Origin of the sequence: Enterobacter soli ATCC BAA-2102 (assembly GCF_001654845.1) — a bacterium.
GTDB lineage: Bacteria > Pseudomonadota > Gammaproteobacteria > Enterobacterales > Enterobacteriaceae > Enterobacter > Enterobacter soli.
Genome location: NZ_LXES01000049.1, coordinates 95,092 through 119,432, shown reverse-complemented (window position 1 = coordinate 119,432; position 24,341 = coordinate 95,092). Strand labels below are relative to the sequence as shown.

Annotated in this window: 19 protein-coding genes; 18 read left to right on the top strand and 1 reads right to left on the bottom strand. The window is 48.5% G+C overall.

All coding sequences use genetic code 11. The annotated features are described in order from the left end of the window. Positions 1 to 9: 9 nt before the first annotated feature. The 17 genes from wcaK to ugd all read left to right on the top strand — a co-directional run bounded on the left by wcaK (position 10) and on the right by ugd (position 22,101). Positions 10 to 1,290: a colanic acid biosynthesis pyruvyl transferase WcaK gene (gene wcaK / locus M987_RS20225; protein WP_014070926.1), complete on the top strand. Its 1,281-nt coding sequence runs from the start codon at positions 10 to 12 to the stop codon at positions 1,288 to 1,290. Next, positions 1,287 to 2,507 carry a colanic acid biosynthesis glycosyltransferase WcaL gene (wcaL, locus tag M987_RS20220; RefSeq protein WP_014070925.1) on the top strand — a complete coding sequence of 407 codons (1,221 nt, stop codon included), beginning with the start codon at positions 1,287 to 1,289 and terminating at the stop codon, positions 2,505 to 2,507. The genes wcaK and wcaL overlap by 4 nt, the downstream gene beginning before the upstream one ends. Positions 2,508 to 2,519: 12 nt before the next feature. After that, positions 2,520 to 3,911 (top strand): colanic acid biosynthesis protein WcaM, encoded by a 1,392-nt coding sequence (wcaM, locus tag M987_RS20215; protein WP_014070924.1) that lies wholly within the window; start codon positions 2,520 to 2,522, stop codon positions 3,909 to 3,911. Between the two features lie 176 nt (positions 3,912 to 4,087). Beyond that, positions 4,088 to 4,987: a GalU regulator GalF gene (gene galF, locus M987_RS20210; protein WP_014070923.1), complete on the top strand. Its 900-nt coding sequence runs from the start codon at positions 4,088 to 4,090 to the stop codon at positions 4,985 to 4,987. A gap of 265 nt (positions 4,988 to 5,252) precedes the next feature. Continuing rightward, positions 5,253 to 6,650, top strand: coding sequence for a mannose-1-phosphate guanylyltransferase/mannose-6-phosphate isomerase (locus M987_RS20205; RefSeq protein ID WP_014070922.1), 1,398 nt, complete (start codon positions 5,253 to 5,255; stop codon positions 6,648 to 6,650). Continuing rightward, positions 6,650 to 8,035: a phosphomannomutase CpsG gene (gene cpsG, locus M987_RS20200; RefSeq protein ID WP_014070921.1), complete on the top strand. Its 1,386-nt coding sequence runs from the start codon at positions 6,650 to 6,652 to the stop codon at positions 8,033 to 8,035. Before M987_RS20205 ends, cpsG begins: the two co-directional genes overlap by 1 nt. 34 nt (positions 8,036 to 8,069) lie before the next feature. Further along, positions 8,070 to 9,380, top strand: coding sequence for an O-antigen ligase family protein (locus M987_RS20195; RefSeq protein ID WP_014070920.1), 1,311 nt, complete (start codon positions 8,070 to 8,072; stop codon positions 9,378 to 9,380). Positions 9,381 to 9,382: 2 nt separating this feature from the next. Beyond that, positions 9,383 to 10,519, top strand: a complete 1,137-nt coding sequence (locus M987_RS20190; protein WP_014070919.1) for a glycosyltransferase — start codon at positions 9,383 to 9,385, stop codon at positions 10,517 to 10,519. Next, a complete protein-coding gene (locus M987_RS20185) occupies positions 10,512 to 11,678 on the top strand; it encodes a glycosyltransferase family 4 protein (protein ID WP_014070918.1) in 1,167 nt (388 codons plus the stop codon). The genes M987_RS20190 and M987_RS20185 overlap by 8 nt, the downstream gene beginning before the upstream one ends. After that, complete coding sequence (locus M987_RS20180) at positions 11,675 to 13,168, top strand: lipid II flippase MurJ (RefSeq protein ID WP_014070917.1); 1,494 nt, start codon at positions 11,675 to 11,677, stop codon at positions 13,166 to 13,168. The genes M987_RS20185 and M987_RS20180 overlap by 4 nt, the downstream gene beginning before the upstream one ends. 12 nt (positions 13,169 to 13,180) lie before the next feature. Next, positions 13,181 to 14,380 carry a glycosyltransferase gene (locus M987_RS20175; RefSeq protein WP_014070916.1) on the top strand — a complete coding sequence of 400 codons (1,200 nt, stop codon included), beginning with the start codon at positions 13,181 to 13,183 and terminating at the stop codon, positions 14,378 to 14,380. Further along, the gene (locus M987_RS20170) at positions 14,358 to 15,539 is read left to right on the top strand and encodes a glycosyltransferase family 4 protein (RefSeq protein ID WP_014070915.1); all 1,182 of its coding nucleotides are present in this window, start codon (positions 14,358 to 14,360) and stop codon (positions 15,537 to 15,539) included. Before M987_RS20175 ends, M987_RS20170 begins: the two co-directional genes overlap by 23 nt. A 44-nt stretch (positions 15,540 to 15,583) precedes the next feature. Continuing rightward, complete coding sequence (gene wbaP / locus M987_RS20165) at positions 15,584 to 17,020, top strand: undecaprenyl-phosphate galactose phosphotransferase WbaP (protein WP_014070914.1); 1,437 nt, start codon at positions 15,584 to 15,586, stop codon at positions 17,018 to 17,020. A 158-nt stretch (positions 17,021 to 17,178) separates the two neighbouring features. After that, on the top strand, positions 17,179 to 18,243 hold the full coding sequence (gene rfbB, locus M987_RS20160; protein WP_014070913.1) for a dTDP-glucose 4,6-dehydratase: 1,065 nt from the start codon (positions 17,179 to 17,181) through the stop codon (positions 18,241 to 18,243). Positions 18,244 to 18,258: 15 nt separating this feature from the next. Beyond that, positions 18,259 to 19,125 carry a glucose-1-phosphate thymidylyltransferase RfbA gene (gene rfbA / locus M987_RS20155; RefSeq protein WP_014070912.1) on the top strand — a complete coding sequence of 289 codons (867 nt, stop codon included), beginning with the start codon at positions 18,259 to 18,261 and terminating at the stop codon, positions 19,123 to 19,125. Positions 19,126 to 19,276: 151 nt separating this feature from the next. Continuing rightward, positions 19,277 to 20,683 (top strand): NADP-dependent phosphogluconate dehydrogenase, encoded by a 1,407-nt coding sequence (gene gndA, locus M987_RS20150; RefSeq protein ID WP_014070911.1) that lies wholly within the window; start codon positions 19,277 to 19,279, stop codon positions 20,681 to 20,683. Positions 20,684 to 20,934: 251 nt separating this feature from the next. Then, a complete protein-coding gene (ugd, locus tag M987_RS20145) occupies positions 20,935 to 22,101 on the top strand; it encodes a UDP-glucose 6-dehydrogenase (protein ID WP_014070910.1) in 1,167 nt (388 codons plus the stop codon). A 56-nt stretch (positions 22,102 to 22,157) separates the two neighbouring features. On the opposite strand, the gene M987_RS20140 is transcribed toward ugd, so the two are convergent. Then, the gene (locus tag M987_RS20140) at positions 22,158 to 23,162 is read right to left on the bottom strand and encodes an NAD-dependent epimerase (protein ID WP_014070909.1); all 1,005 of its coding nucleotides are present in this window, start codon (positions 23,160 to 23,162) and stop codon (positions 22,158 to 22,160) included. A gap of 193 nt (positions 23,163 to 23,355) precedes the next feature. Here M987_RS20140 and wzzB point away from each other — a divergent pair, with 193 nt between their 5' ends. Next, positions 23,356 to 24,336 (top strand): LPS O-antigen chain length determinant protein WzzB, encoded by a 981-nt coding sequence (gene wzzB, locus M987_RS20135; RefSeq protein ID WP_014070908.1) that lies wholly within the window; start codon positions 23,356 to 23,358, stop codon positions 24,334 to 24,336. Positions 24,337 to 24,341 lie beyond the last annotated feature (5 nt).

Here is a 24,341-nt window from a genome sequence, read left to right as displayed (position 1 = left end):
GAGGCGATTATGAAATTACTTATCCTTGGCAACCATACTTGCGGCAACCGTGGCGACAGCGCCATTCTGCGCGGTTTATTGGATGCAATTAACACTCTTGAGCCTGAGACAGAAGTGGATGTGATGAGCCGCTACCCGGTGAGCTCGTCCTGGTTACTGAACCGCCCGGTGATGGGCGACCCGCTGTACAGTCAGATGAAACAGCACAACAACGCCGCAGGCGTAATGGGGCGGGTAAAGAAGGTGTTGCGCCGTCGCTACCAGCACCAGGTATTGCTGTCGCGCGTGACCGACACCGGAAAACTGCGCAACATCGCCATCGCCCAGGGATTCACCGACTTTGTCCGTCTGCTGTCGGGGTATGACGCCATCATTCAGGTGGGGGGATCGTTCTTTGTCGATCTCTATGGCGTGCCGCAGTTTGAGCACGCGCTCTGCACATTTATGGCCAAAAAACCGCTGTTTATGATTGGACACAGCGTGGGGCCTTTTCAGGATCCACAGTTTAATCAGCTGGCCAACTATGTGTTTGGCCACTGTGATGCATTGATCCTGCGCGAATCGGTCAGCCTCGACCTGATGAAACGCAGCGAAATCGACACTTCTAAAGTTGAGCACGGGGTAGATACCGCCTGGCTGGTGGAAAATCAGAACGAATATTTCCAGGCAAGCTATGCGGTACAGCACTGGCTGGACGTGGCGGCGAAACAGAAAACCGTGGCAATTACCCTGCGCGAGCTTGCACCCTTTGATAAACGTCTGGGAACGACGCAGGCGGCCTACGAGAAAGCCTTCGCCGGGGTGGTAAACCGCTTGCTGGATGACGGCTATCAGGTGCTGGCGCTCTCTACCTGTACCGGTATCGACAGCTACAACAAAGATGACCGTATGGTGGCGCTGAACCTGCGTCAGCACATCAACGATACGTCGCGTTATCACGTGGTGATGGACGAACTGAACGATCTTGAGATGGGCAAGTTGCTCGCAGCCTGCGACCTGACCGTGGGGACGCGCCTGCATTCGGCGATTATTTCCATGAACTTTGGTACGCCGGCGATTGCCATCAACTATGAACATAAATCGGCCGGTATTATGCAGCAACTGGGAATGCCTGAGATGGCGGTGGATATCCGTCATCTTCTGGATGGCTCACTTGCAGGGATGGTTGCAGATACGCTGGGGCAACTTCCAGCCATCAATGAACGCCTGGCGGTGGCGGTGAAACTGGAGCGCGAAAAAGGTATCGGGATGGTGAAATCGGTACTCGACCGTGTCGGGGAGGGGAAATGAAGGTTGGTTTCTTCTTACTGAAATTTCCGTTGTCGTCAGAAACGTTTGTCCTGAACCAGATAACCGCATTTATCGATATGGGGTATGACGTGGAGATTATCGCCCTGCAAAAGGGCGATACGCAAAACACCCATGCGGCGTGGACCCAGTACGGGCTGGAAGCCAAAACCCGCTGGTTACAGGATGAGCCGCGTGGGCGGTTGAGCAAACTTCGCTATCGCGCCGTTAAGACGTTGTGCGGGATCCATCGCCCTGCGACGTGGCGGGCGTTAAACATTTCGCGCTACGGCGCTGAGTCGCGCAACCTGATCCTCTCGGCAATTTGCGGGCAAACGCCCCGGTCGTATCAGGCGGATGTATTTATCGCCCACTTTGGTCCGGCAGGTGTTACCGCAGCGAAATTACGCGAGTTAGGCGTTATTGACGGTAAAATCGCGACCATTTTCCACGGAATTGATATTTCAAGCCGTGAAGTGCTGAACCACTACACCCCGGAATATCAGCAACTTTTCCGCCGGGGCGACATGATGCTGCCCATCAGCGAGCTGTGGGCCGGGCGCCTGAAAAACATGGGATGCCCGGGGGAAAAGATCACCGTTTCGCGCATGGGCGTGGATATGGAACGCTTCACCCTGCGCCCGGTCAAGGTGCCGGGTAAACCGCTGCAAATCATCTCTGTTGCGCGTCTGACCGAGAAAAAAGGGCTGCATGTGGCCATTGAGGCCTGTCGGCAACTGAAAGAAGAAGGGGTGGCGTTTCACTATCGCATTCTGGGTATCGGCCCGTGGGAACGCCGCCTGCGCACGCTTATCGAACAGTATGAGCTTGATGGCTATGTCGAGATGCCTGGTTTCAAACCGAGCCATGAAGTCAAAGCCATGCTGGACGAGGCGGATGTCTTCCTGCTGCCTTCCGTAACCGGAACGGATGGCGATATGGAGGGGATCCCGGTTGCACTGATGGAAGCCATGGCAGTGGGGATCCCGGTGGTATCGACGTTACACAGCGGCATCCCTGAACTTATCGAGCCGGATCACTCCGGCTGGCTGGTGCCTGAAAACGATGCACCTGCACTGGCCGAACGTCTGGCAACCTTTAGCAATATTGCCCCGCAGGACCTGATCCCCGTGCTGCATAACGCGCGCCGGAAGGTAGAAGCTGAGTTTAACCAGCGCGTGATAAACCGCGAACTGGCCTGTCTGTTACACACGCTTTAACGCCGAGGTTGTATGCTGAAAAAAATTACCCGACGCTCATTTATTTCGGCCTGCTCTGTGCTGGCTGCAACCCCGTTGTTCTCTTCTCCTGTTGCCAGGGCGGCCGGTAGCCGCACGGTGAACATCAACCAGTACAACAGCCACGACTGGATCGCCGCGTTTAAGCAGGCATTTGCCGAAGGCGATACCGTGGTGGTTCCCGCCGGATTCACCTGTGACAATATCAATACCGGAATATTTATCCCTGAGGGTAAAACGCTACTGATCCGCGGGGCGCTGACGGGCAACGGACGTGGTCGCTTTGTGTTACAGGATGGCTGCCAGGTGATCGGCGAAGCGGGAGGGCGTAGCGAAAATATCACCCTGGACGTTCGCGGGTCGAATTGTGTTATCCGTGGGCTGGCGATGAGTGGGTTTGGCCCCGTTACCCAGATTTATATTGGGGGCAAAAAACCACAAATTATGCGGAACCTTATTATTGATAACATCACTGTGTCGCAGGCGAATTACGCTATCCTGCGCCAGGGGTTTCATAATCAGGTGGCAGGTGCGCGCATAACCAACAGCCGTTTTAGCCATTTACAGGGGGATGCCATCGAATGGAACGTGGCCATTAACGACCAGGATATCCTGATCTCTGACCATGTTATCGATAACATCAATTGTACCAACGGCAAGATCAACTGGGGCATCGGCATCGGCCTTGCCGGAAGTACCTATGACAATGATTATCCTGAAAAGCAGGCGGTGAAGAATTTCGTGGTGGCGAATATTACTGGCAGCAATTGCAGGCAATTAGTCCATGTGGAAAACGGCAAACACTTTATTATTCGTAATGTGAAAGCCAAAAATATCACCCCTGATTTCAGTAAAAAAGCGGGAATTGATAATGCCACGGTAGCTATTTACGGATGCGATAACTTTGTTATTGATAATATTGATATGGTCGATAGCGCTGGCATGTTAATTGGCTATGGGGTAATTAAGGGAGATTATCTTTCGATACCGCAGAACTTTAAAATCAATGATGTTAGCCTGGATAATAGGCAGCTTGATTATAAGTTGCGCGGTATCCAGATTTCATCCGGCAACGCCACCTCTTTTGTCGCCATCACCAACGTCAACATGACGCGCGCCACCCTCGAAATTCACAATAAACCGCAACATCTTTTTTTGCGCAATATCAATGTGATGCAAGAGTCCACCATCGGCCCGGCACTCAAGATGAACTTTGATCTCCGCAAGGATGTCCGGGGCAAGTTTATGGCCAAAGAGGAGACGTTGTTGTCTCTGGCAAACATCAAGGCAGTAAATGAGAAGGGACAAAGTTCGGTAGATATTGACCGGGTTGATCAGCAAATCGTGAATACGGATCGGCTAAATTTTAGACTACCGCACGGTTAACCCGGATTTTGCTATTTTGCGATAATTCCTGGTATGAATCCGCGCGTGATTCAGAATGCAACTACTGTAATTTGTGATGGTAAAGCGTAATATCACCTGAAGGTTACGGTAAATCATGCTGGCGAAAACAGGTTAAAGAGCTATAATTCGTCAACCATTTTAAGGTGGAAGAAATAATGATTAATTTGAAAGCAGTCATTCCGGTGGCGGGCCTGGGTATGCATATGCTGCCAGCCACGAAGGCAATTCCTAAAGAGATGCTGCCAATCGTTGATAAGCCAATGATTCAGTACATCGTTGACGAAATTGTTGCCGCAGGGATCAAAGAAATCGTTCTGGTGACGCACTCATCCAAGAATGCGGTAGAAAACCACTTCGACACCTCTTACGAACTCGAAGCGCTGCTTGAGCAGCGCGTGAAGCGCCAGCTGCTGGCCGAAGTTCAGTCGATCTGTCCTCCTGGCGTGACCATCATGAACGTTCGTCAGGCGCAGCCACTGGGTCTGGGTCACTCCATTCTTTGTGCTCGCCCTGTTGTGGGTGACAATCCATTTATTGTTGTACTGCCAGACATCATTCTGGACACCGCAACCGCCGATCCGCTGCGTTACAACCTCGCCGCTATGGTTGCGCGTTTCAATGAAACCGGCCGCAGTCAGGTTCTGGCGAAGCGCATGAAGGGCGATCTGTCTGAATACTCCGTCATTCAGACCAAAGAACCTCTGGAATCCGAAGGTCAGGTGAGCCGTATTGTTGAGTTTATCGAGAAACCGGATCAACCACAGACGCTGGACTCCGATCTGATGGCCGTTGGCCGCTATGTTCTGAACGCTGACATTTGGGCCGAGCTCGAGAAGACTGCTCCTGGTGCCTGGGATCGTGTTCAGCTGACTGACGCCATTGCAGAGCTGGCGAAGAAACAGTCCGTTGACGCCATGCTGATGACCGGCGACAGCTACGACTGTGGTAAGAAAATGGGTTACATGCAGGCGTTTGTGAACTACGGAATGCGCAACCTGAAAGAAGGGCAGAAGTTCCGCGAGAGCATTAAGAAGCTGCTAGAAACGCATGACTAAACGACCGTTGTTGATGGCATAGTAAAACAGGAGACTACCCTGAAATTTCAGAGTGGTCTTTTGTCTTATATAAAGCATACAAACACGAATTCAGATTTTGGCATTAACGCTGCCAAATACCTTATTGTTAATCCGCCTGCAACCGAACGACACATGCAGCCCGGGAAATATCAATTTCGAATATTGCTTCTGGTAGCGTAAGCCAGGGGCGGTAGCGTGCCTTTTTTACACACAAACCCGTATTGAGCAAAGCAGGAGAAGCAGGATGTTACTTCCAGTGGTGATCGCAGGAGGAACAGGGAGTCGACTTTGGCCGATGTCTCGAGAGTTGCAGCCCAAGCAATTCCTTTCATTCCATCAGGGGGGATCAATGCTGCAAAACACGATCTCGCGTCTGAATGGGCTGGACGTGGCAGATCCGATTGTCATCTGTAACGAAGATCATCGTTTTCTGGTGGCGGAACAGTTAAGGCAAATGCGCAAACTGGCCGGCAACATCATCCTTGAACCTGTTGGTCGTAATACCGCTCCGGCTATCACTCTGGCTGCCTTACATGCGCTGGAAACAGGGGAGGACCCTGTGATGTTAATACTGGCAGCCGACCACCTCATCGCTGATAACACAGCATTCCATTCGGTTATTACCGACGCAATTCCTTTCGCCGAAGACGGAAAACTGGTTACGTTTGGTATCGTGCCCACCCAGCCTGAAACGGGCTATGGCTATATTCAGCGCGGCGAAGTGCAGCACGCAGGAAGTTCAACGGCCTGGAAAATTAAGCGATTTGTTGAAAAACCCGACCAGGCAACCGCAGTTTCTTACCTCGAAAGCAAAGAGTACCTGTGGAACAGCGGCATGTTCATGTTCCGCGCCTCTGCTTATCTGAACGAAGTGGCGAAGTTTTGCCCGTCAATCCTTGATGCATGTAAAAATGCCATGCAGCAGCCTGTCAACGATCTCGACTTTATTAAACTCGATAAAGAGATTTTCAACTGCTGCCCTTCAGATTCAATCGATTACGCTGTGATGGAACATACTGAGCTGGGCATCGTGACGGCAATGGATGCTGGCTGGAATGACGTGGGGTCGTGGTCCGCACTGTGGGAAACCTCTGCCCACGATGCGCAGGGTAACGCGCTGATTGGCGATGTCTTTACCCATAAAACGCGTGATTGCTATATTCGCAGCGAAGGTAAATTGACCGCGGCGTTAGGGGTCGATGACCTGATTATCGTGAATACCAAAGACGCGCTTCTGGTATCCCATAAAGATAATGTCCAGGACGTCAAAGTTGTCGTTGAACACCTTAAAGCAAATGCGCGAAGCGAATGCCGTGAACATACCACGCGCTATATGCCATGGGGCCATGTCGAAACCCTGGTGCGTGATGCGCGATATAAAGTGAATCGCGTGACCATTATTCCTGGCGGCGAACTCTCTCTTCAGCTGCATCATCATCGTATTGAGCATTGGGTGGTCCTGACCGGGACGGCATTGATTGGCGTTGAAGGTAATGAAATTTATCTCACTGAAAATGAGTCAACGACCATTCCAGTTGGGAAAAAACATAAGCTGTCGAATCCTGGAAAAATAAATCTGGAGATTCTGGAAATTCAGTTTGGTAGTTATTTGGGCGAAGATGACGTACTAAGGATTTCGTAATGGACGATAAAAATAATAACAAGTTAACCTGTTTTAAAGCCTATGATATCCGTGGGAAATTAGGTGAAGAACTTAATGAAGATATCGCCTGGCGTATTGGCCGCGCTTATGCACAGTGTCTGGGACCAAAGCAGGTTGTCGTGGGTGGTGATGTACGTCTGACCAGTGAGTCATTAAAGATGGCGCTGGCAGAAGGGCTGATGGATGGCGGTTGCGATGTGCTTGATATCGGGCTTTCCGGAACAGAAGAGATTTATTTCGCCACCTTCCATCTGAACGTCGATGGTGGCATTGAAGTGACCGCCAGCCACAACCCAATCAACTATAACGGGATGAAGCTGGTTCGCAGCGGTGCCCGTCCAATCAGCGGTGATACCGGTTTAAAAGACATTCAACGCCTGGCGGAAGCCAACGACTTTACCCCCCATGAAAGCAAAGGGAGCTACAGGAAAGTCACTATTCTGAATGAGTATGTTGATCACCTTCTGGGCTATGTAAATCTCGATAATTTCCGTATCAAGCCAATGACGCTGGTCATTAACTCCGGTAATGGTGCAGCGGGACACGTCATTGACGAAATTGAACGACGCTTCAAAACGGCAGGTTTGCCGGTTGAATTTCATAAAGTTCATAACGACCCGGATGGTACGTTCCCGCACGGCATTCCTAACCCTCTGTTACCTGAAGCACGCCAGGATACGGCAAATGCTGTTTTAGCCACTCAGGCGGATATGGGTATCGCGTTTGATGGTGATTTTGACCGCTGTTTCCTCTTCGATGAAAAAGCAAACTTCATCGAGGGTTACTATATTGTCGGGCTTTTGGCGGAAGCGTTCCTGAATAAGGAACCTGGCGCGAAAATTATCCACGACCCGCGACTGACATGGAACACCGTTGATATTGTTGATACGGCGGGCGGTATCCCAGTGATGTCTAAAACCGGCCATGCATTCATCAAAGAGCGTATGCGTTCAGAGAACGCGGTTTACGGTGGTGAAATGAGTGCTCACCATTATTTCCGGGAGTTTGCCTACTGCGACAGTGGAATGATCCCGTGGCTTCTGGTTGCTGAGCTTGTTTTAACTTCTGGTTCCTCACTGGGCTCGCTGGTGAAATCTCGTATTGCCCGATTCCCTGTTTCGGGTGAAATCAACCGTAAAGTGGCTAATGCCGCGGCGCTAATCGCAGATATTGAGGCTCGTTATTCATCACAGGCCATTGATATTGATTATACGGATGGTCTGAGCATGTCGTTCCCCAACTGGCGTTTCAACATTCGTACATCTAACACAGAACCGCTGCTGCGCCTTAATGTCGAAACGGATGCAGACTGGGATTTGATGGAAACAAAACGAGATGAGCTGTTAGGGCTGATAAATAGCTAATTATTAGATTGCTTAATCGCGTGGGAAAATAGTAATGATAGAAGTGTTATTAGCAGCGTTAGGTTTAATTGTCTTTTTTGTTTTCCTCGCGCTTCCCTTACACATCAGGCTGTTGCTGGTACTGGTGTGTAGCGTTCCGCAGCTATATCTGGTGCAACTGGGTGGGGCCGATGTCCCGCTTGCTTTTTTGATCCCTGCACTGCTCTTGCCCGAGTTTATTATTAATGCAAACCGGTTCTTAGCCAAACCAACGAACATCGCACTTCTGGGGCTGATTTGTATCAGTACCTTGAGCCTTGCGTGGTCAGTTGAAAAATCAATGGGCATTCGCGATATTGCTTATCTAACTGAGTTTATCGTGATTTCCAATGCCATCTATGTACTGGCATTAAGAGACCGGATAGCGCTCTATAAAACCATCAATGTGATGATATTTTTTATTTGCTTACAGGCAATTACCGTCATCATCTTCAGGTTGAATGAGTCGCTGGAGCTGGCGATAGTTCTTTCTCCGGTAAGTAAATTTACCATGGGAATGAATACCCTTCAGGGGTTACTTGATGGGGTCAGGAATAACTTCTACGATCCGGTAAAAGCGGGCGGTGTACTGTTTGTGAATGCCAACGCTGCGGCATGTTATGCGGGTATTTCATCCTTTATGGCATGGGGTATTTATAAAGCGTTAAAGTCCAAAATAACGCTGCTTATGGCGATTCTGTTGTGGGTGACGGTCTTCTTTACAGGGTCAAAAGCGGGCGTGCTCTTTGCCGTGTTGATCCCTGCCTTCATTTTCTACCTGAAATTACAACGTTCGACAAAGGTCGTTGTTGGCTCGGTTGGAGCCTCTTTTGCCATCATTTTAATCGCTATTAGCGTTATTTTCAGCGTTGTTGGGCAGAGTGGCTTTTTACAGGAGTCAACTGACACCGCTGAAACGCGCTATCAAATCTGGAACTATGCGTTCAATGCATTTTTAAACAACCCGCTGATGGGGCAGGGCTTTGGCGGATGGGAAGTGGATTACAGTAAACACAGTGACTATTTCCTCCCTCCGCATAACACCTTGATCTATCTTTGGTCGAAGTCCGGGGTGATTGCGTCGATCATGGGGTTAGGCTTCATTCTGAGCAGCATTGGCATTGCACTGCGAGCAATCAAAAATGTTAACACAGAACAGCGGAATCTCGGCTTCTCGTTATTAATGGTGCTCTCCTGGCAGTTTGCGCACGGTTTCGGTGAAAACTTCGGCCTGATCGGTGAACAGCATCAGATGGTGGTATTGGCAGTCATGCTGGGGTTATGTATGGCAGGGAACGTACCGATAACTCGAAAAAATAAGGGATAAGAATGAAAACTGTCGGTATTTTCAGGAATCAGCTATTTAAAGGTTCAGAGGTTTTTATCCAGCAGCAGGCTGAGGCTATTCAGCATTTCGAAAAGCGTTATATCGGCAGGCGTGTCATTGGTAAAAAACCTGAAGGCGCGATCGCCTGTGTATTAAATGAACACGGCGATTTGCAAGGTAAAATTGCTGAGATGCTGAATGCGATAACCACATCAGCACGGCCTTATAACGCTGTCCTGAGAGAGCAATCTTTAGATCTCATTCATACACACTTTGCGATAGACGGGCTTTATGCGTTAAAACTGGCGCAACAGAAAAATATCCCTCTGGTGACAACCCTTCACGGGTTTGATGTGACCGTCAGCAACAAAGATCTGCTGGCATCGCGCTCACCGGCATGGATTAACTATCTCATTCACCAGAACAAAGTGAAAAGTCAGGGCGATAAGTTCATCTGCGTTTCTGATTTCATCGCTCAGCAAGCCCTGCGTCATGGCTTCCCTGAAAATAAGTTAGTCCAGCACTATATCGGTATTGATGTTGATAAATACCAGCCTCGTGAAAAAGAGGACGATCAGGGCGTTATTCTGCATGTGGCGAGACTGGTTGAGAAAAAAGGGACGGCCGTTTTAATAAATGCCATTAAGCATGTTAAAGCGCAGTACGCGGATGCGAAACTGGTCATCATCGGTGACGGGCCGTTAATGGCAGGACTGAAGGCGCAGGTTGCATCATTAGGGCTGGAGCAGAACGTGACCTTTACCGGCGCGTTGCCACACCCAGATGTTATGGCATGGATGCGCAAAGCCAGTATGCTGGTTTTACCCAGCATCACAGCTAAAACAGGGGATGCAGAAGGGCTGGGCATGGTACTGCTGGAAGCGGCAGTAACGGGTGTTCCTGTGATTGGTACCCATCATGGTGGTATTCCGGAAGCCATCATCGATGAGCACACCGGCTTTTTGGTCACTGAGCGTGATGACAAGCAGTTGGCGGACAGAATTTCATTCCTGCTGAATGACGAACAAAAACGCGCTGAAATGGGCAGGAATGCACGCCACTTTATCAGCGAAAAATTCAATTTATCGACGCAAACCTTAAAGTTAGAAAAAATTTATCAGGAACTGATTCATGGCTGAAGAAGTTATTATTTTTGCTCGCTCCCTTCCATTCCACCATCTTGGTGGCATGGAAGTGGTGGCATGGGATCTTGCTGTGCAGTTAAAGGTAAAAGGGTTCGATGTTAAGGTTGTGACGACAGATTTTGATGCAGAGGTTCCTGCTTCAGAGCATCTTCCTGAAATTATTAAGATTAAAAATATTCCGAGGGCTGCGTATTCGAAAGGATGGTGGTCTGAAACAGAAAAATTAGCAGCGCGCTGGAGCCATAAAGAAAATGTCTGCGCGGTGATAAGTATCAGTGCTGGCGCATTTAGTACGCTAAAGCATAAAAAGCTGTTCCCTGAAGCGAAATTCATCATGCAGGCCCACGGGACATCGGTCGGTGAATTCGTTTCCAAACTGAAAACCCGGCAGATTAAAAAAGTCTTGTCCAGTGTAAAAAACGTACTCGGTTTTTACTCAGATGCTAAGCACTATTCCCACTTCGACTGGATTGTGGCGGTGGGTGAAGCTGTCCGGGCTGATTTAACGAATTTCCCGACTCGTCTTATCTGTGGCAAGAGCAAAGTGGCGAAGATCGAGAATGGCATTGATGAACAGCTTTTCTCCGATGAGACATCGCAAAAAGTTGCCTTGCGGGAGCAATTAGGCATCGCGCCTGATGCGTTGGTATTTATGTCTGCTTCGCGGTTGCATGAGCAAAAAGGGGTAGATAAAAATATTGAGCTGTTTGCTCAGGTCAAAAAAATCAAGCCTGATGCAAAACTGCTGATTTGCGGCAATGGATCCTATGAACCGCAGTTGCGGAAGAAGGTTGACGAGCTTGCATTGAGCCAGAACGTGCTGTTCATGGGCGCGAAAACACGAAACGAATTAGCGACGCTTATGCAATGCGCCGATATCTTTTTGTTCCTGACGAAAAGAGTGGAAGGATTACCCTTAAACGTACTTGAAGCGATGAGTGCAGGATTGCCATTAATTATCTCCGAACACCTGACATTTAGCGAAGGTGAAAAGATTTTCAAATGCAACCCAAATGAAATCCCTACAGGACAAGTGCTTGCTTATATTGAATCGGTTAGCAACATGGAAAGAGAATCATATATTCCGGTTAAAAACACACTGAGTTACGCCGTGGGTGAATATATTTCATTATTTCAAAGAATCTCTAAATGAAAAAAGCCATTAGCCAGTTGCTTGGCGGAAACATGCTCTCAAAAGTTCTCGGATTGATACGAGAAGTTTTGATGGCGAAATTTTTTGGTACAGGTGATATCAACGGGGCTTACCGAATTGCCCAGACCGGCACCTTAGTACCCATCAACTTCATGACAAGCGACAGCCTGAATTCAGCATTTATTCCGTTATATAAAAAGTATCTCACAGAAAACGAGTTTCGTGCTTCAACGTTCAAGTTGTGCATGTTCATGTTCTTTGCTGTGATTTCGCTGCTGCTATTTTTTGTTCTGTTCTTCTTGTCAGATTATTGGGTCGGCGTTATGGCGCCGGGTATTAATGGTAATGCCCGTGAAATGACCAATGAACTGTTCAAGATAATGGCGATTTGCTGCCCATTCTATCTCTGTTCTGGCTTGATAAACTACATATCAATGGCGCATGGGGACTATAAACCCATGTCCATGCGTGCCTCCATTCAGAACGTGGGGATGCTGTTAGGGGTTGTTGCTGCCTATTATTATAATAATTATTTGCTGTTGGCGTGGGGCTTTACAGGCAGTTACATCGTCTTTAGCTTCTGGGCGGTGATCAGAGCCAAAAAAGGCAATATTCTTAACCTGCCGGAACGGTTTGAAATGACGGAAGTTAAGCTGGTGATGCATAGCTTCTGGATAACATTACGGCCATTACTGCTGCTGCCCTTAATCCTTCAGGGAAACATCACGCTCGAAAGGGCGCTGGCTTCTTTGCTCAGTATTGATGTGGTATCCGGTCTGGATTACGCCCGCTTTATTACCGATACCGTCACCTTCATCCTGTCGGTTCCTATTGCTTTTGCGGGTTTGCCTGTCTGGTCTTCGCAATCTCCTGAAGTTGTCCGGGAAAAAGTCACCACGATTTATAACTGGCTGGCACTGCTCTCGATGAATATGTCCTTTTTCATCTTTGTGTATGCCAGGGACATTGTGGTTCTGCTCTTTATGCGTGGGCAGTTCAATGAACACTCAGTAACAGTAACAACGGACATCATCCAGGGGATGTGTATCGGCCTGTGGGCACAGGTTATCGGTTACATTTTCATTAAAGCGCTCAGCGCACATCTCAATAATAAGCAGGTCCTGATTGTGATGATCGTGGCGCTGTTGAGTAATGCACTGGTTAACCTGGCCACATACAAGATTTGGGGTGCATTCGGTCTTGGGATCGGTAACTCTATTTATGGGCTGGTCATGTTCGTTTGCAGTGCATGGTATCTTAAAATCGCAAAAGATCTCATCCCTGCGGCGTTGAAGATTGTCCCTGGGTTAGTGATATACGCCTTACTGATGCTGGCTTTAGGAAACGTCATTACTGAACCTGGTAATGTGATGGTCAGATTGCTGGTGAATGGCACATTATTCGTAATGTTTAGTCTGTTATGGGCAATGTTGTTCCCCATGTACCGCGAGGGTATTAAAGGGATTTTCATCAAAAAGGGACTGAGATAACATATTAATCTTATGAAAAATACTACAGACATTAACGACATCGTCGTCTTATCGACAGCAGACTGGGACAACCCTTTCTGGACAAACAAACAGCATGTTGCCGTAGAGCTGGCAAACCGCGGGCATCGCGTGCTGTATATTGAATCTCTGGGGCTGCGCCGCCCAAGCGTGAACAAGAAAGATCTCTCGCGTATCTTCCGTCGCGTATTAAAAGCGATTAAAGCCCCTCGTCAGGTGCGTGACAATATCTGGGTCTGGTCGCCAATATCGATCCCATTCAATAACTATGCGTTTGTCCGTAAGCTCAACAAGCTGATTCTCAGCAGTGCACTCAAGTTCTGGTGCTGGCGATTGAAGTTCAAAGATGAAACACTTTGGACCTACAACCCACTAACCACTCGTTTTCTTGAGCCGAGTGATTTTGGTTACGTTGTTTATCATTGCGTGGATGAAATTAAAGCGCAGCCGGGAATGCCGGTAGACATCCTCCAGGATGCGGAAGAAGAGCTGGTACGTCGCGCGGATATCACCTTCGTGACTTCCCTGACGCTGCTTAAATCAAGACAGAAATGGAGCGATGAGGTTTATTACTTTTCGAATGTGGCCGACTATAACCACTTTTCTACCGCGCTTGACGAGACTTTGCCTGTACCCGCAGACCTGAGCCAGATCCCGGAGCCAAGAATTGGTTTCATCGGTGCAATCAGTGGCTATAAGGTTAATTTCTCGCTGCTGGAAGAGATAGCGAAGGCGCATCCGGAATGGTCTATCGTGATGATCGGCGATGTCGGCGAGGGTGACCCGAATACCGATGCGACTCAGTTAACCCGTCATAAGAATATTCATCTGATTGGCCCAAGATCGTACCAGCAGTTACCGGGGTATCTGAAAGGGTTCACGGCAACGTTGTTGCCGAACAATTTGAATGAATACACCGCCTCGATGTTCCCAATGAAGTTCTTTGAATATCTGGCTGCGGGGAAGGCCGTTGTGAGCGTGGACTTAGCGTCATTATGTGACTTTAAAGACTATGTTCGTATTGCTCACACGCCAACAGATTTTATTTCAGCACTGGAAGATATTACGTCAGGTAACCGGATTTCTGTTGAGAAATGCCAGGAACTTGCCCAACAGTATACCTACCAGTCCCGCACTGAAAAAATGTTTAAGTTAATTGATGAGAAGCGTAATGAAAGTAGCAATCGTTCATGAGTGGTTCAGTTCCTATGCCGGTTCTGAAAAAGTAGTTGAGCAAATTCTGCGTTGCTATCCAGAAGCGGATGTATTTGCCGTATGTGATTTTTTAAAACCAAAAGACAGACATTTTCTGAATAATAAAAAAGTCGCGACGACCTTCATCCAGCGTTTACCTTTTGCCGCTAAAAAATTCCAGTCCTACCTGCCATTGATGCCACTGGCAATCGAACAACTTGATATGTCCGCCTATGATGTGGTGATTTCAAGTAGTCATGCGGTGTCTAAAGGGGTGATCACGGGGCCGGACCAGATCCATGTTTCTTATGTTCACTCGCCAATACGCTATGCGTGGGATTTCCAGCACCAGTATCTGCGTGAGTCAGGCTTAAACAAAGGCCTTAAGGGTTGGCTTGCCAAGTATCTGCTGCACAAAATCCGTATCTGGGACTACCGTACAGCGGCAGGTGTCAACCATTTCATCGGTAACTCGCAGTTTATTGCCCGTCGTATCAATAAAGTTTATGGCAGACAAGCAGACGTCATTTATCCGCCAGTGAATACGGATAAGTTTGAGTTCAGCGACAGCAAAGAAGACTTTTATCTGGCCGCATGTCGTATGGTTCCTTATAAGCGTGTCGATCTTATCGTCAGTGCGTTTGCGAAAATGCCGGATAAAAAACTCATCGTTATCGGCGATGGTTCAGAAATGGACAAGATTAAACAACTGGCGACCAGCAACATCACCTTACTGGGTTATCAGGACGATGCGGCGCTTGTGGACTACATGAAGCGTGCGAAAGCCTATGTCTTCGCTGCTGAAGAGGACTTTGGTATCTCTCCTGTAGAGGCGCAGGCTAGCGGTACCCCGGTTATCACCTATGGCAAAGGCGGATGCCTTGAAACCGTTAAGCCACTGGGTAGCGAAAAACCAACGGGTCTGTTCTTCTTCGAACAAACGGCGGAGTCCATTTGCGACGCTGTGAATACTTTTGAGAAATACGCGAGTGAAATTAAGCCGGAAGATTGCCGCGAACATGCGTTGAGCTTCTCTGAGCAACGTTTCCGTGATGAGATTAGCAGCTATGTTGATAATGCCTGGGCTCAATACTCTGAGTCATTGATTAACACTCAGGCTGCCAGAGTGCAGAACGGCTATACTCACCCCGAGAAATAATGACCACGGGCATAAATCAGATGATTTATGCCAGGGAATGAATAATGAAAAGTAGCGTATTTAAAGATCAAAAGAGAGAGTTTATATGTCGGGCCGCATTAATTGCGTCCGATTTTTTCTGGCTTAATATTTCGTTAGGCCTGTCTTTTTTAACTATCATGTTTTTTATTGGCGATTTAAATACTTTTATGCCAATTCGTCAGATTGATGTCCGACTGCTGTCGCATCTGATCCTGACTGCGTTATGTGTCTTTTGGTTTGGTGTTCGTCTGCGTCATTATGCGCAGAAAAAACCTTTCTGGTCTGAGCTGAAAGAAACACTGCGTACTATTGTCATTTTTTCAGTATTTGACCTGGCGTTGGTTGCGTTCTCCAAGTGGCACTTCTCACGCTATATCTGGGCCTATTGCTGGATCTATGCCATCATTATGGTGCCGGTATCACGGGAAATCACCAAAGTTTTGTTGGATAAACTGGGCTACTGGAAAAAACGTACCGTGATTTTAGGTGCAGGTCGTAATGCCCGGGAAGCTTATTATGCCTTGCAAAGTCATGAAGTCTCTGGCTTCAAAATCGATGCGTTTTGCGATTTTGATGCAACGGCAGATATGATGGAAGAGTGCCCAGTCATTAAAGATGAAGCCACTCTTCTCACCCAGTACAATGCTTTTTCGACCCAGTTCGTCGTCGCTTGCGATTTTGATGAAAAGGATAAATTTGAAAACTGGTTACGCTTCTTAGCCAAACATAAATGCCGTAACGTTATTATCATTCCTTCGCTGCGTGGATTCCCGCTTTACGGTACCAGTATGTCCTTCATCTTTAGCCATGAAGTATTACTGTTGCAGGTTCATAATAACCTCTCTAAAGCGACCTCGCGTTTTATCAAACGAACCTTCGATATCGTCTGTACGTTAGGTATTCTTCTTGTTTCATCGCCACTGTTTGTCTACCTCTGGTACAAAGTTTCTCGTGATGGTGGCCCGGCAATCTACGCCCATACCAGGATTGGCCGTCGTGGTGAGAAATTCGATTGCTACAAATTCCGCTCAATGGATATCAACTCTAAAGAGATCCTCGAGAAGCTGCTTGAAAACGATGCTGAAGCCAGGGCCGAGTGGGAAAAAGATTTCAAACTTAAGGATGACCCACGCATTACGTCTATCGGCCGCTTTATTCGTAAAACAAGCCTCGACGAATTACCGCAGCTATTTAACGTGCTCAAAGGCGAGATGAGCCTGGTTGGCCCGCGTCCGGTTATTCATGAAGAGCTGGAACGCTATGCTGATGATGTTGACTACTACCTGATGGTGAAGCCGGGAATGACCGGGCTATGGCAGGTCAGTGGGCGTAACGATGTTGATTACACCACCCGCGTGTACTTCGACTCCTGGTACGTGAAAAACTGGTCATTGTGGAATGATATCGTCATCTTATTCAAAACCGTAAACGTGGTTCTGTTCAGAAAAGGGGCTTATTAATTTTCAACGCAATATAGCCGTTGAAAATGGCGGTGTTTGTATCGGCCACTTACAAGGTACCTTTTGAAGAGAGACTCTGAGGGCTGGGCGAGTAACCTCTGGTTGCTTGCTTTTGCGTCGATGTCTCCTTTGGTTAAATGACTGAAAGTGAATGAAATATGAAAATACTCGTAACCGGTGGCGCAGGGTTTATTGGGTCTGCCGTTGTTCGTCATATTATTAACAATACTCAGGATACGGTTTGCGTTGTAGATTGCTTAACCTACGCTGGCAACCTTGAGTCCCTGGCATCCGTAGAAAATAATCCTCGTTATTCATTTTCGCGTACGGACATCACCGATGCTAAAGGTATTGGCACACTTTTCAGCGAGTTCCTGCCTGATATCGTCATGCATCTGGCCGCAGAAAGTCATGTCGATCGCTCTATTGATGGTCCGGCAGCTTTTATCCAGACCAACGTGATTGGCACTTTTACGCTGCTTGAAGCGGCGCGTAACCATTACGCATCACTGGACGGTAAACAGAAAGACACTTTCCGTTTCCACCATATTTCAACTGATGAAGTATTTGGCGATCTGCATGATGCTGAAGGCCTGTTTACTGAGCAAACGGCTTATGCGCCGAGCAGCCCGTATTCCGCATCAAAAGCAGGCAGCGACCATTTAGTGCGCGCATGGAACCGTACCTATGGTTTGCCGGTGGTGATCACCAACTGTTCCAATAATTATGGCCCGTATCATTTCCCTGAAAAACTGATCCCTCTGATCATCCTCAATGCGCTGGCGGGTAAACCTCTGCCGGTGTATGGCAATGGCGAACAGGTCCGTGACTGGTTATATGTCGAGGATCATGCCCGCGCACTATACAAAGTCGCAACGGAAGGCAAAGAGGGGGAGACATACTGTATTGGTGGTCACAACGAGCGCAAAAACATCGAAGTGGTAAAAACCATTTGCGCCATTCTCGATAAAATTATTGATAAAAAGCCCGCGAATGTTCTTAGTTTCGCAGAGCTGATTACCTTTGTGGCCGATCGTCCTGGACATGATCTCCGCTACGCCATCGATGCCAGCAAAATTAAACGCGAACTCGGATGGGTGCCGCTGGAAACGTTCGAAAGTGGCATAGAGAAAACGATCAACTGGTATCTCACCCACGAAGGATGGTGGCAGCGGGTGCTCGATGGCTCCTATGCTGGCGAGCGTCTTGGTCTGAGCAAATAATCGAGGTATAGCGCGATGAAAGGAATTGTATTAGCGGGTGGGTCAGGGACCCGTCTGTATCCAATTACACAAGGTGTGTCGAAACAGTTACTCCCGATTTACGACAAACCGATGATTTTCTATCCCGTGTCAGTCCTGATGCTGGCCGGGATCCGCGATATTTTAATCATCACCACGCCAGAAGATATGCCCGCTTTTCAGCGTTTGATGAAAGACGGCTCCCAGTTTGGCGTGAATTTCACCTATGCAGTGCAACCCTCCCCAGACGGCCTTGCTCAGGCGTTTATCATCGGTGATAAGTTTGTCGGTAACGACACCTGCGCCCTGGTGCTAGGCGACAATATCTTCTTTGGCCACGGCTTCAGTAAGAAGCTGGAAGATGCGGCCAGCAAAACTAAAGGCGCCACGGTATTTGGGTATCAGGTCCAGGATCCTGAACGTTTTGGCGTGGTGGAGTTTGATGAGCATTACAAAGCCATCTCCATTGAAGAAAAACCGCTGAAGCCAAAATCGAACTGGGCGGTGACTGGTCTCTATTTCTATGATAATAACGTGCTAGATATGGCGAAAGAGGTGAAACCTTCTGCCAGAGGTGAGCTGGAAATCACGACCCTGAATCAGATGTACCTCGATCGCGGAGAGCTGGAAGTGAGGCTTCTTGGGCGCGGATTCGCGTGGCTTGACACCGGGAATCACGATAGCCTTATCGAAGCGTCTCAATATATTCACACCATTGAAAAGCGCCAGGGAATGAAGGTGGCTTGTCTTGAAGAAATTGCGTTTCGCAAAAAATGGCTGACGGTGGATGACATCGCTGTTCAGGCGGAAAAACTCAAGAAGACGTCATATGGTCAATATCTGGCAATGTTGATTAAAGAGTAACGGCTACCTGTTCACTTATTTACCCCATTTTCTACTGTTGATAGCGTTAGCACACCAAAGGCTATCCATAAGTAACAGGCTTGAGTTAACATCATAGACACATTCAAACTGCATCGCACCGCAGTGATTATCCCCAAGACAGGAGTATGTAATGTCCAAGCAACAGATCGGCGTTGTCGGTATGGCAGTGATGGGGCGCAACCTGGCGCTCAACATCGAAAGCCGTGGTTATACCGTGTCCGTTTTCAACCGCTCCCGTGAAAAGACCGAAGAAGTGATTGCCGAAAACCCAGGCAAGAAACTGGTTCCGTTCTACACGGTTCAGGAGTTTGTTGAATCGCTGGAAACGCCTCGTCGTATCCTGTTAATGGTTAAAGCAGGCGCTGGCACAGACGCAGCCATCGATTCCCTGAAGCCATATCTGGAAAAGGGCGACATCATTATTGATGGCGGTAACACCTTCTTCCAGGACACCATTCGTCGTAATCGTGAACTGTCTGCTGAAGGCTTTAACTTCATCGGTACCGGTGTTTCCGGTGGTGAAGAAGGCGCGCTGAAAGGCCCATCTATCATGCCTGGCGGCCAGAAAGAAGCTTACGAACTGGTTGCCCCAATCCTCACTAAAATCGCAGCTATCGCTGAAGATGGTGAGCCGTGCGTGACCTATATCGGTCCAGACGGTGCGGGTCACTATGTGAAGATGGTGCACAACGGTATCGAATACGGCGATATGCAGCTTATTGCAGAAGCATATTCCCTGCTGAAAGGCGGCCTGAACCTGTCGAACGAAGAGCTGGCTGAGACCTTCACCAACTGGAACAAAGGTGAGCTGAACAGCTACCTGATCGACATCACCAAGGATATCTTCACCAAGAAAGATGAAGAAGGTAAATACCTGGTTGATGTGATTCTGGATGAAGCTGCGAACAAAGGCACCGGTAAATGGACCAGCCAGAGCTCTCTGGACCTGGGCGAACCGCTGTCTCTGATCACTGAATCCGTATTTGCACGCTACATCTCTTCTCTGAAAGAGCAGCGCGTTGCGGCTTCTAAAGTGCTGTCTGGCCCGCAGGCTAAACCAGCAGGCGAGAAAGCTGAGTTCGTCGAGAAAGTGCGTCGTGCACTGTACCTGGGTAAAATCGTCTCTTATGCGCAAGGTTTCTCTCAGTTGCGCGCAGCGTCTGACGAGAACAACTGGGATCTGAACTACGGTGAAATCGCGAAGATCTTCCGTGCTGGTTGCATCATTCGCGCACAGTTCCTGCAAAAAATCACCGATGCCTATGCTGAAAATGCGGGTATCGCGAACCTGCTGCTGGCACCGTACTTCAAGAAAATTGCTGACGAATATCAGCAGGCCCTGCGTGACGTAGTGGCTTATGCGGTACAAAACGGTATTCCGGTTCCAACCTTCTCTGCCGCTGTGGCGTACTACGACAGCTACCGTGCTGCCGTTCTGCCTGCCAACCTGATTCAGGCGCAGCGTGACTACTTCGGTGCGCATACTTACAAACGCACTGATAAAGAAGGTGTGTTCCACACCGAATGGCTGGATTAATCTGATTTAAACCAGTCTGATAGCCAGGCCCGGTGAAATTCACCGGGCTTTTTTTAACGCTCCGCCCCCTTGTTGACTTGCTTCGTGCAACAAGGCTCTCTTAACGCAGAATAAACCTCTGTATTTTCTCTCTCCTGTAGTAAGGCATTCGCCTTGACAGCCGATCAACATAAGAGGTAAAAACCTCAACAGTTGTTTATTGCGGTGGTGCGAACGCGCTTCCTGACACTCATACTTGAAGAAGTTGAACGATGAAAATAACAATCTCCGGAACAGGCTATGTTGGTCTTTCAAACGGTATTCTGATTGCGCAGAATCACGAAGTGGTCGCGCTGGATATCGTGCAGGCCAAAGTGGATATGCTTAATCAGAAAGTCTCCCCGATTGTTGATAAGGAGATCCAGGATTATCTTTCCAATAAACCTCTGAATTTCCGCGCAACGACGGATAAAGAAGACGCATACCGCAACGCGGACTACGTCATCATCGCAACGCCAACCGATTACGATCCGAAAACCAACTACTTCAACACCTCCAGCGTCGAAGCGGTGATTAAAGATGTTACGGCGATCAACCCGAACGCGGTGATGATCATCAAATCGACCATTCCTGTGGGCTTCACCAAATCCATTAAGGAAAAGCTGGGTATTGATAATGTCTTCTTCTCGCCAGAGTTCCTGCGTGAGGGAAGGGCGTTATACGATAACCTGCATCCGTCCCGTATTGTGATTGGCGAGCGTTCTGAGCGTGCTGAGCGTTTTGCTGCACTGCTTCAGGAAGGGGCGATTAAGAAAGATATCGCGGTACTGTTTACCGATTCCACCGAAGCCGAAGCGATTAAACTCTTCGCGAACACCTATCTGGCGATGCGTGTTGCGTACTTCAATGAGCTGGACAGCTATGCAGAAAGCCTGGGTCTGAATACGCGTCAGATTATCGAGGGTGTCTGCCTGGATCCGCGTATTGGCAACCACTACAACAACCCGTCGTTTGGTTACGGTGGTTATTGCCTGCCGAAAGATACGAAACAGCTGCTGGCGAACTATCAGGCTGTGCCAAACAACCTGATTTCAGCGATTGTTGATGCCAACCGCACGCGTAAAGACTTCATCTCTGATTCTATCCTTGCGCGTCACCCGAAAGTGGTGGGCGTATACCGTCTGATCATGAAGAGCGGCTCTGATAACTTCCGCGCCTCTTCTATTCAGGGGATCATGAAGCGTATCAAGGCGAAGGGTGTGCAGGTTGTGATTTACGAGCCAGCAATGAAAGAAGATGAGTTCTTCCACTCCCGCGTGGTTCGCGATCTGGATACCTTTAAAAAAGAAGCGGATGTGATTATCTCTAACCGTATGGCGGATGAATTGGCCGATGTGGCGGATAAAGTGTACACCCGCGATCTGTTTGGCAGTGACTGATAGCAGTTGCAGATAACGCGTAAAAAAATGCCCGGCATTGCCGGGCATTGTTGTTTTTAGACGTTGTAGAAATTGCGATACCAGTCCACAAAGTTCTTAACCCCTTCTTTCACAGAAGTTTGTGGTTTAAAGCCAACCACATCCTGAAGTGGTTTGGTATCTGCGCTGGTTTCCAGCACATCACCTGGCTGTACAGGCATCATATTCTTTTTCGCTTCGGTGCCCAGGGCTTCTTCGAGAGCAGTGATGTAATCCATCAGCTCAACAGGGGCGCTGTTGCCGATATTGTAGATATGGTACGGCGCGGAACTTGACGCAGGAGAACCCGTTTCAACCGTCCACTCTGGGTTCGGTTGTGGGATAACGTCCTGAAGGCGGATGATACCTTCGACGATATCATCGATGTAGGTAAAGTCGCGCTTCATCTTGCCGTAGTTGTACACATCGATGCTGTTACCTTCGAGCATCGCTTTGGTGAACTTAAACAGAGCCATGTCCGGGCGACCCCACGGGCCGTAAACGGTAAAGAAGCGCAGCCCGGTGGTTGGCAGACCGTAAAGATGCGAATAGGTGTGCGCCATCAGCTCATTTGCTTTCTTGGTGGCCGCGTACAGAGACACAGGGTGATCCACTGAATCATCGGTAGAGAATGGCATTTTGCTGTTCAGGCCATACACGGAGCTGGAAGAAGCATAGACTAAATGCTGAACCTGGTTATGGCGACAGCCTTCCAGAACGTTCAGGTGACCAATCAGGTTTGATTCTGCATAAACATGAGGGTTTTCCAGCGAATAACGCACGCCAGCCTGAGCGGCCAGGTGAATCACCCGGTCAAACTTCTCTTCAGCAAAGAGTGCAGTCATCCCTTCACGGTCGGCGAGGTCGAGTTTGCGGAACGTAAAATTCTCAGACGCCAAAAGATCCAGTCGGGCTTGCTTCAGGCTCACATCGTAGTAGCTGTTCAGGTTATCAATACCCACAACCTGATGGCCCGCCTTCAGAAGTCGTTCGCTGACGTGAAAGCCAATAAAACCAGCGGCTCCGGTGACCAAAAATTTCATACCAATCCTCTTCAGTAACAAATATCGCGATGCGCTATGCGCAAATGATGGTGTGCATCATACCGCTAAGTGCCAGGTTAGCAAAACTTCACCAGTTAGCGGATAACTCATAGGATTCCTATAGAAAAATCGTCAGTACAGGATAAACTATACAAATAATATTTTTTTGTGCTTTTTACCTGTTAAGGATTGTATGACGCATAACAACAATAACGCGGTCAGTAGAAGCAATGACCCGGAGCAATTTGATTTACTTGATTTAGTAATGCAACTTTGGCACGGCAAAAAGACAATCGTCACCTGCGTCGTTGTTGCCATCGTTCTGGCGGTTATTTACATCTTTGTCGCAAAAGAGAAATGGACCTCCACGGCGATTATCACCCAGCCAGATGCTGCACAAGTCGCGACATACAACGGTGCACTTAACATTCTGTATGGCAATGCTGCGCCATCGTTATCGGATGTTCAGTCGCGCGTTATCGGTCGTTTCAACGCGTCAATTTCAGCGCTTTCTCAGGCGCTTGATAACCAGCTGGTTCCTGAAAAATTATCCATTGAACCTGCGGTGAAAGGGCAGGCGCTGCCGTTGGTCATCACTTATGTCAGTAGTACGGCAGAAGGGGCGCAGAAGCAGCTGAATCAATATATTCGCCAGGTCGATGAACAGACAGCAAAAGAGCTGGGCGTTGACCTGAAAGATAACATTACACAGCAGATTTCAGCGCTGAACGACTCTCTCGGAAACCAGGAGAAAGTAGCTCAGGAACAAAAAGACCTGCGTATTCAGCAGATCTCCGAAGCGTTAAAATTTGCGCAAGCCGCCAAGGTTGTGACCCCGCAGATCCAGCAGACTCAGGATGTCACCCAGGAAACCATGTTCCTGCTGGGAAGCGAAGCGCTGCAATCGATGATTGACCACGAATCGACGCGCCCATTGGTATTCTCGCCAGCGTATTACCAGACCAAACAGAACTTACTGGATATCGAGAAACTTCACGTTGATCCGTCCACTATCCATGCTTACCGCTATGTCATGCAGCCAGACCTGCCGGTGACGCGCGACAGCCCGAAAAAAGCCATTCTGCTGATTCTGGCAGTGCTGCTGGGTGGGATTATCGGTTCCTGTGTGGTGTTGGTTCGTAACGCGTTACGCAGCTACACACCAAAAGCCTGATAAGC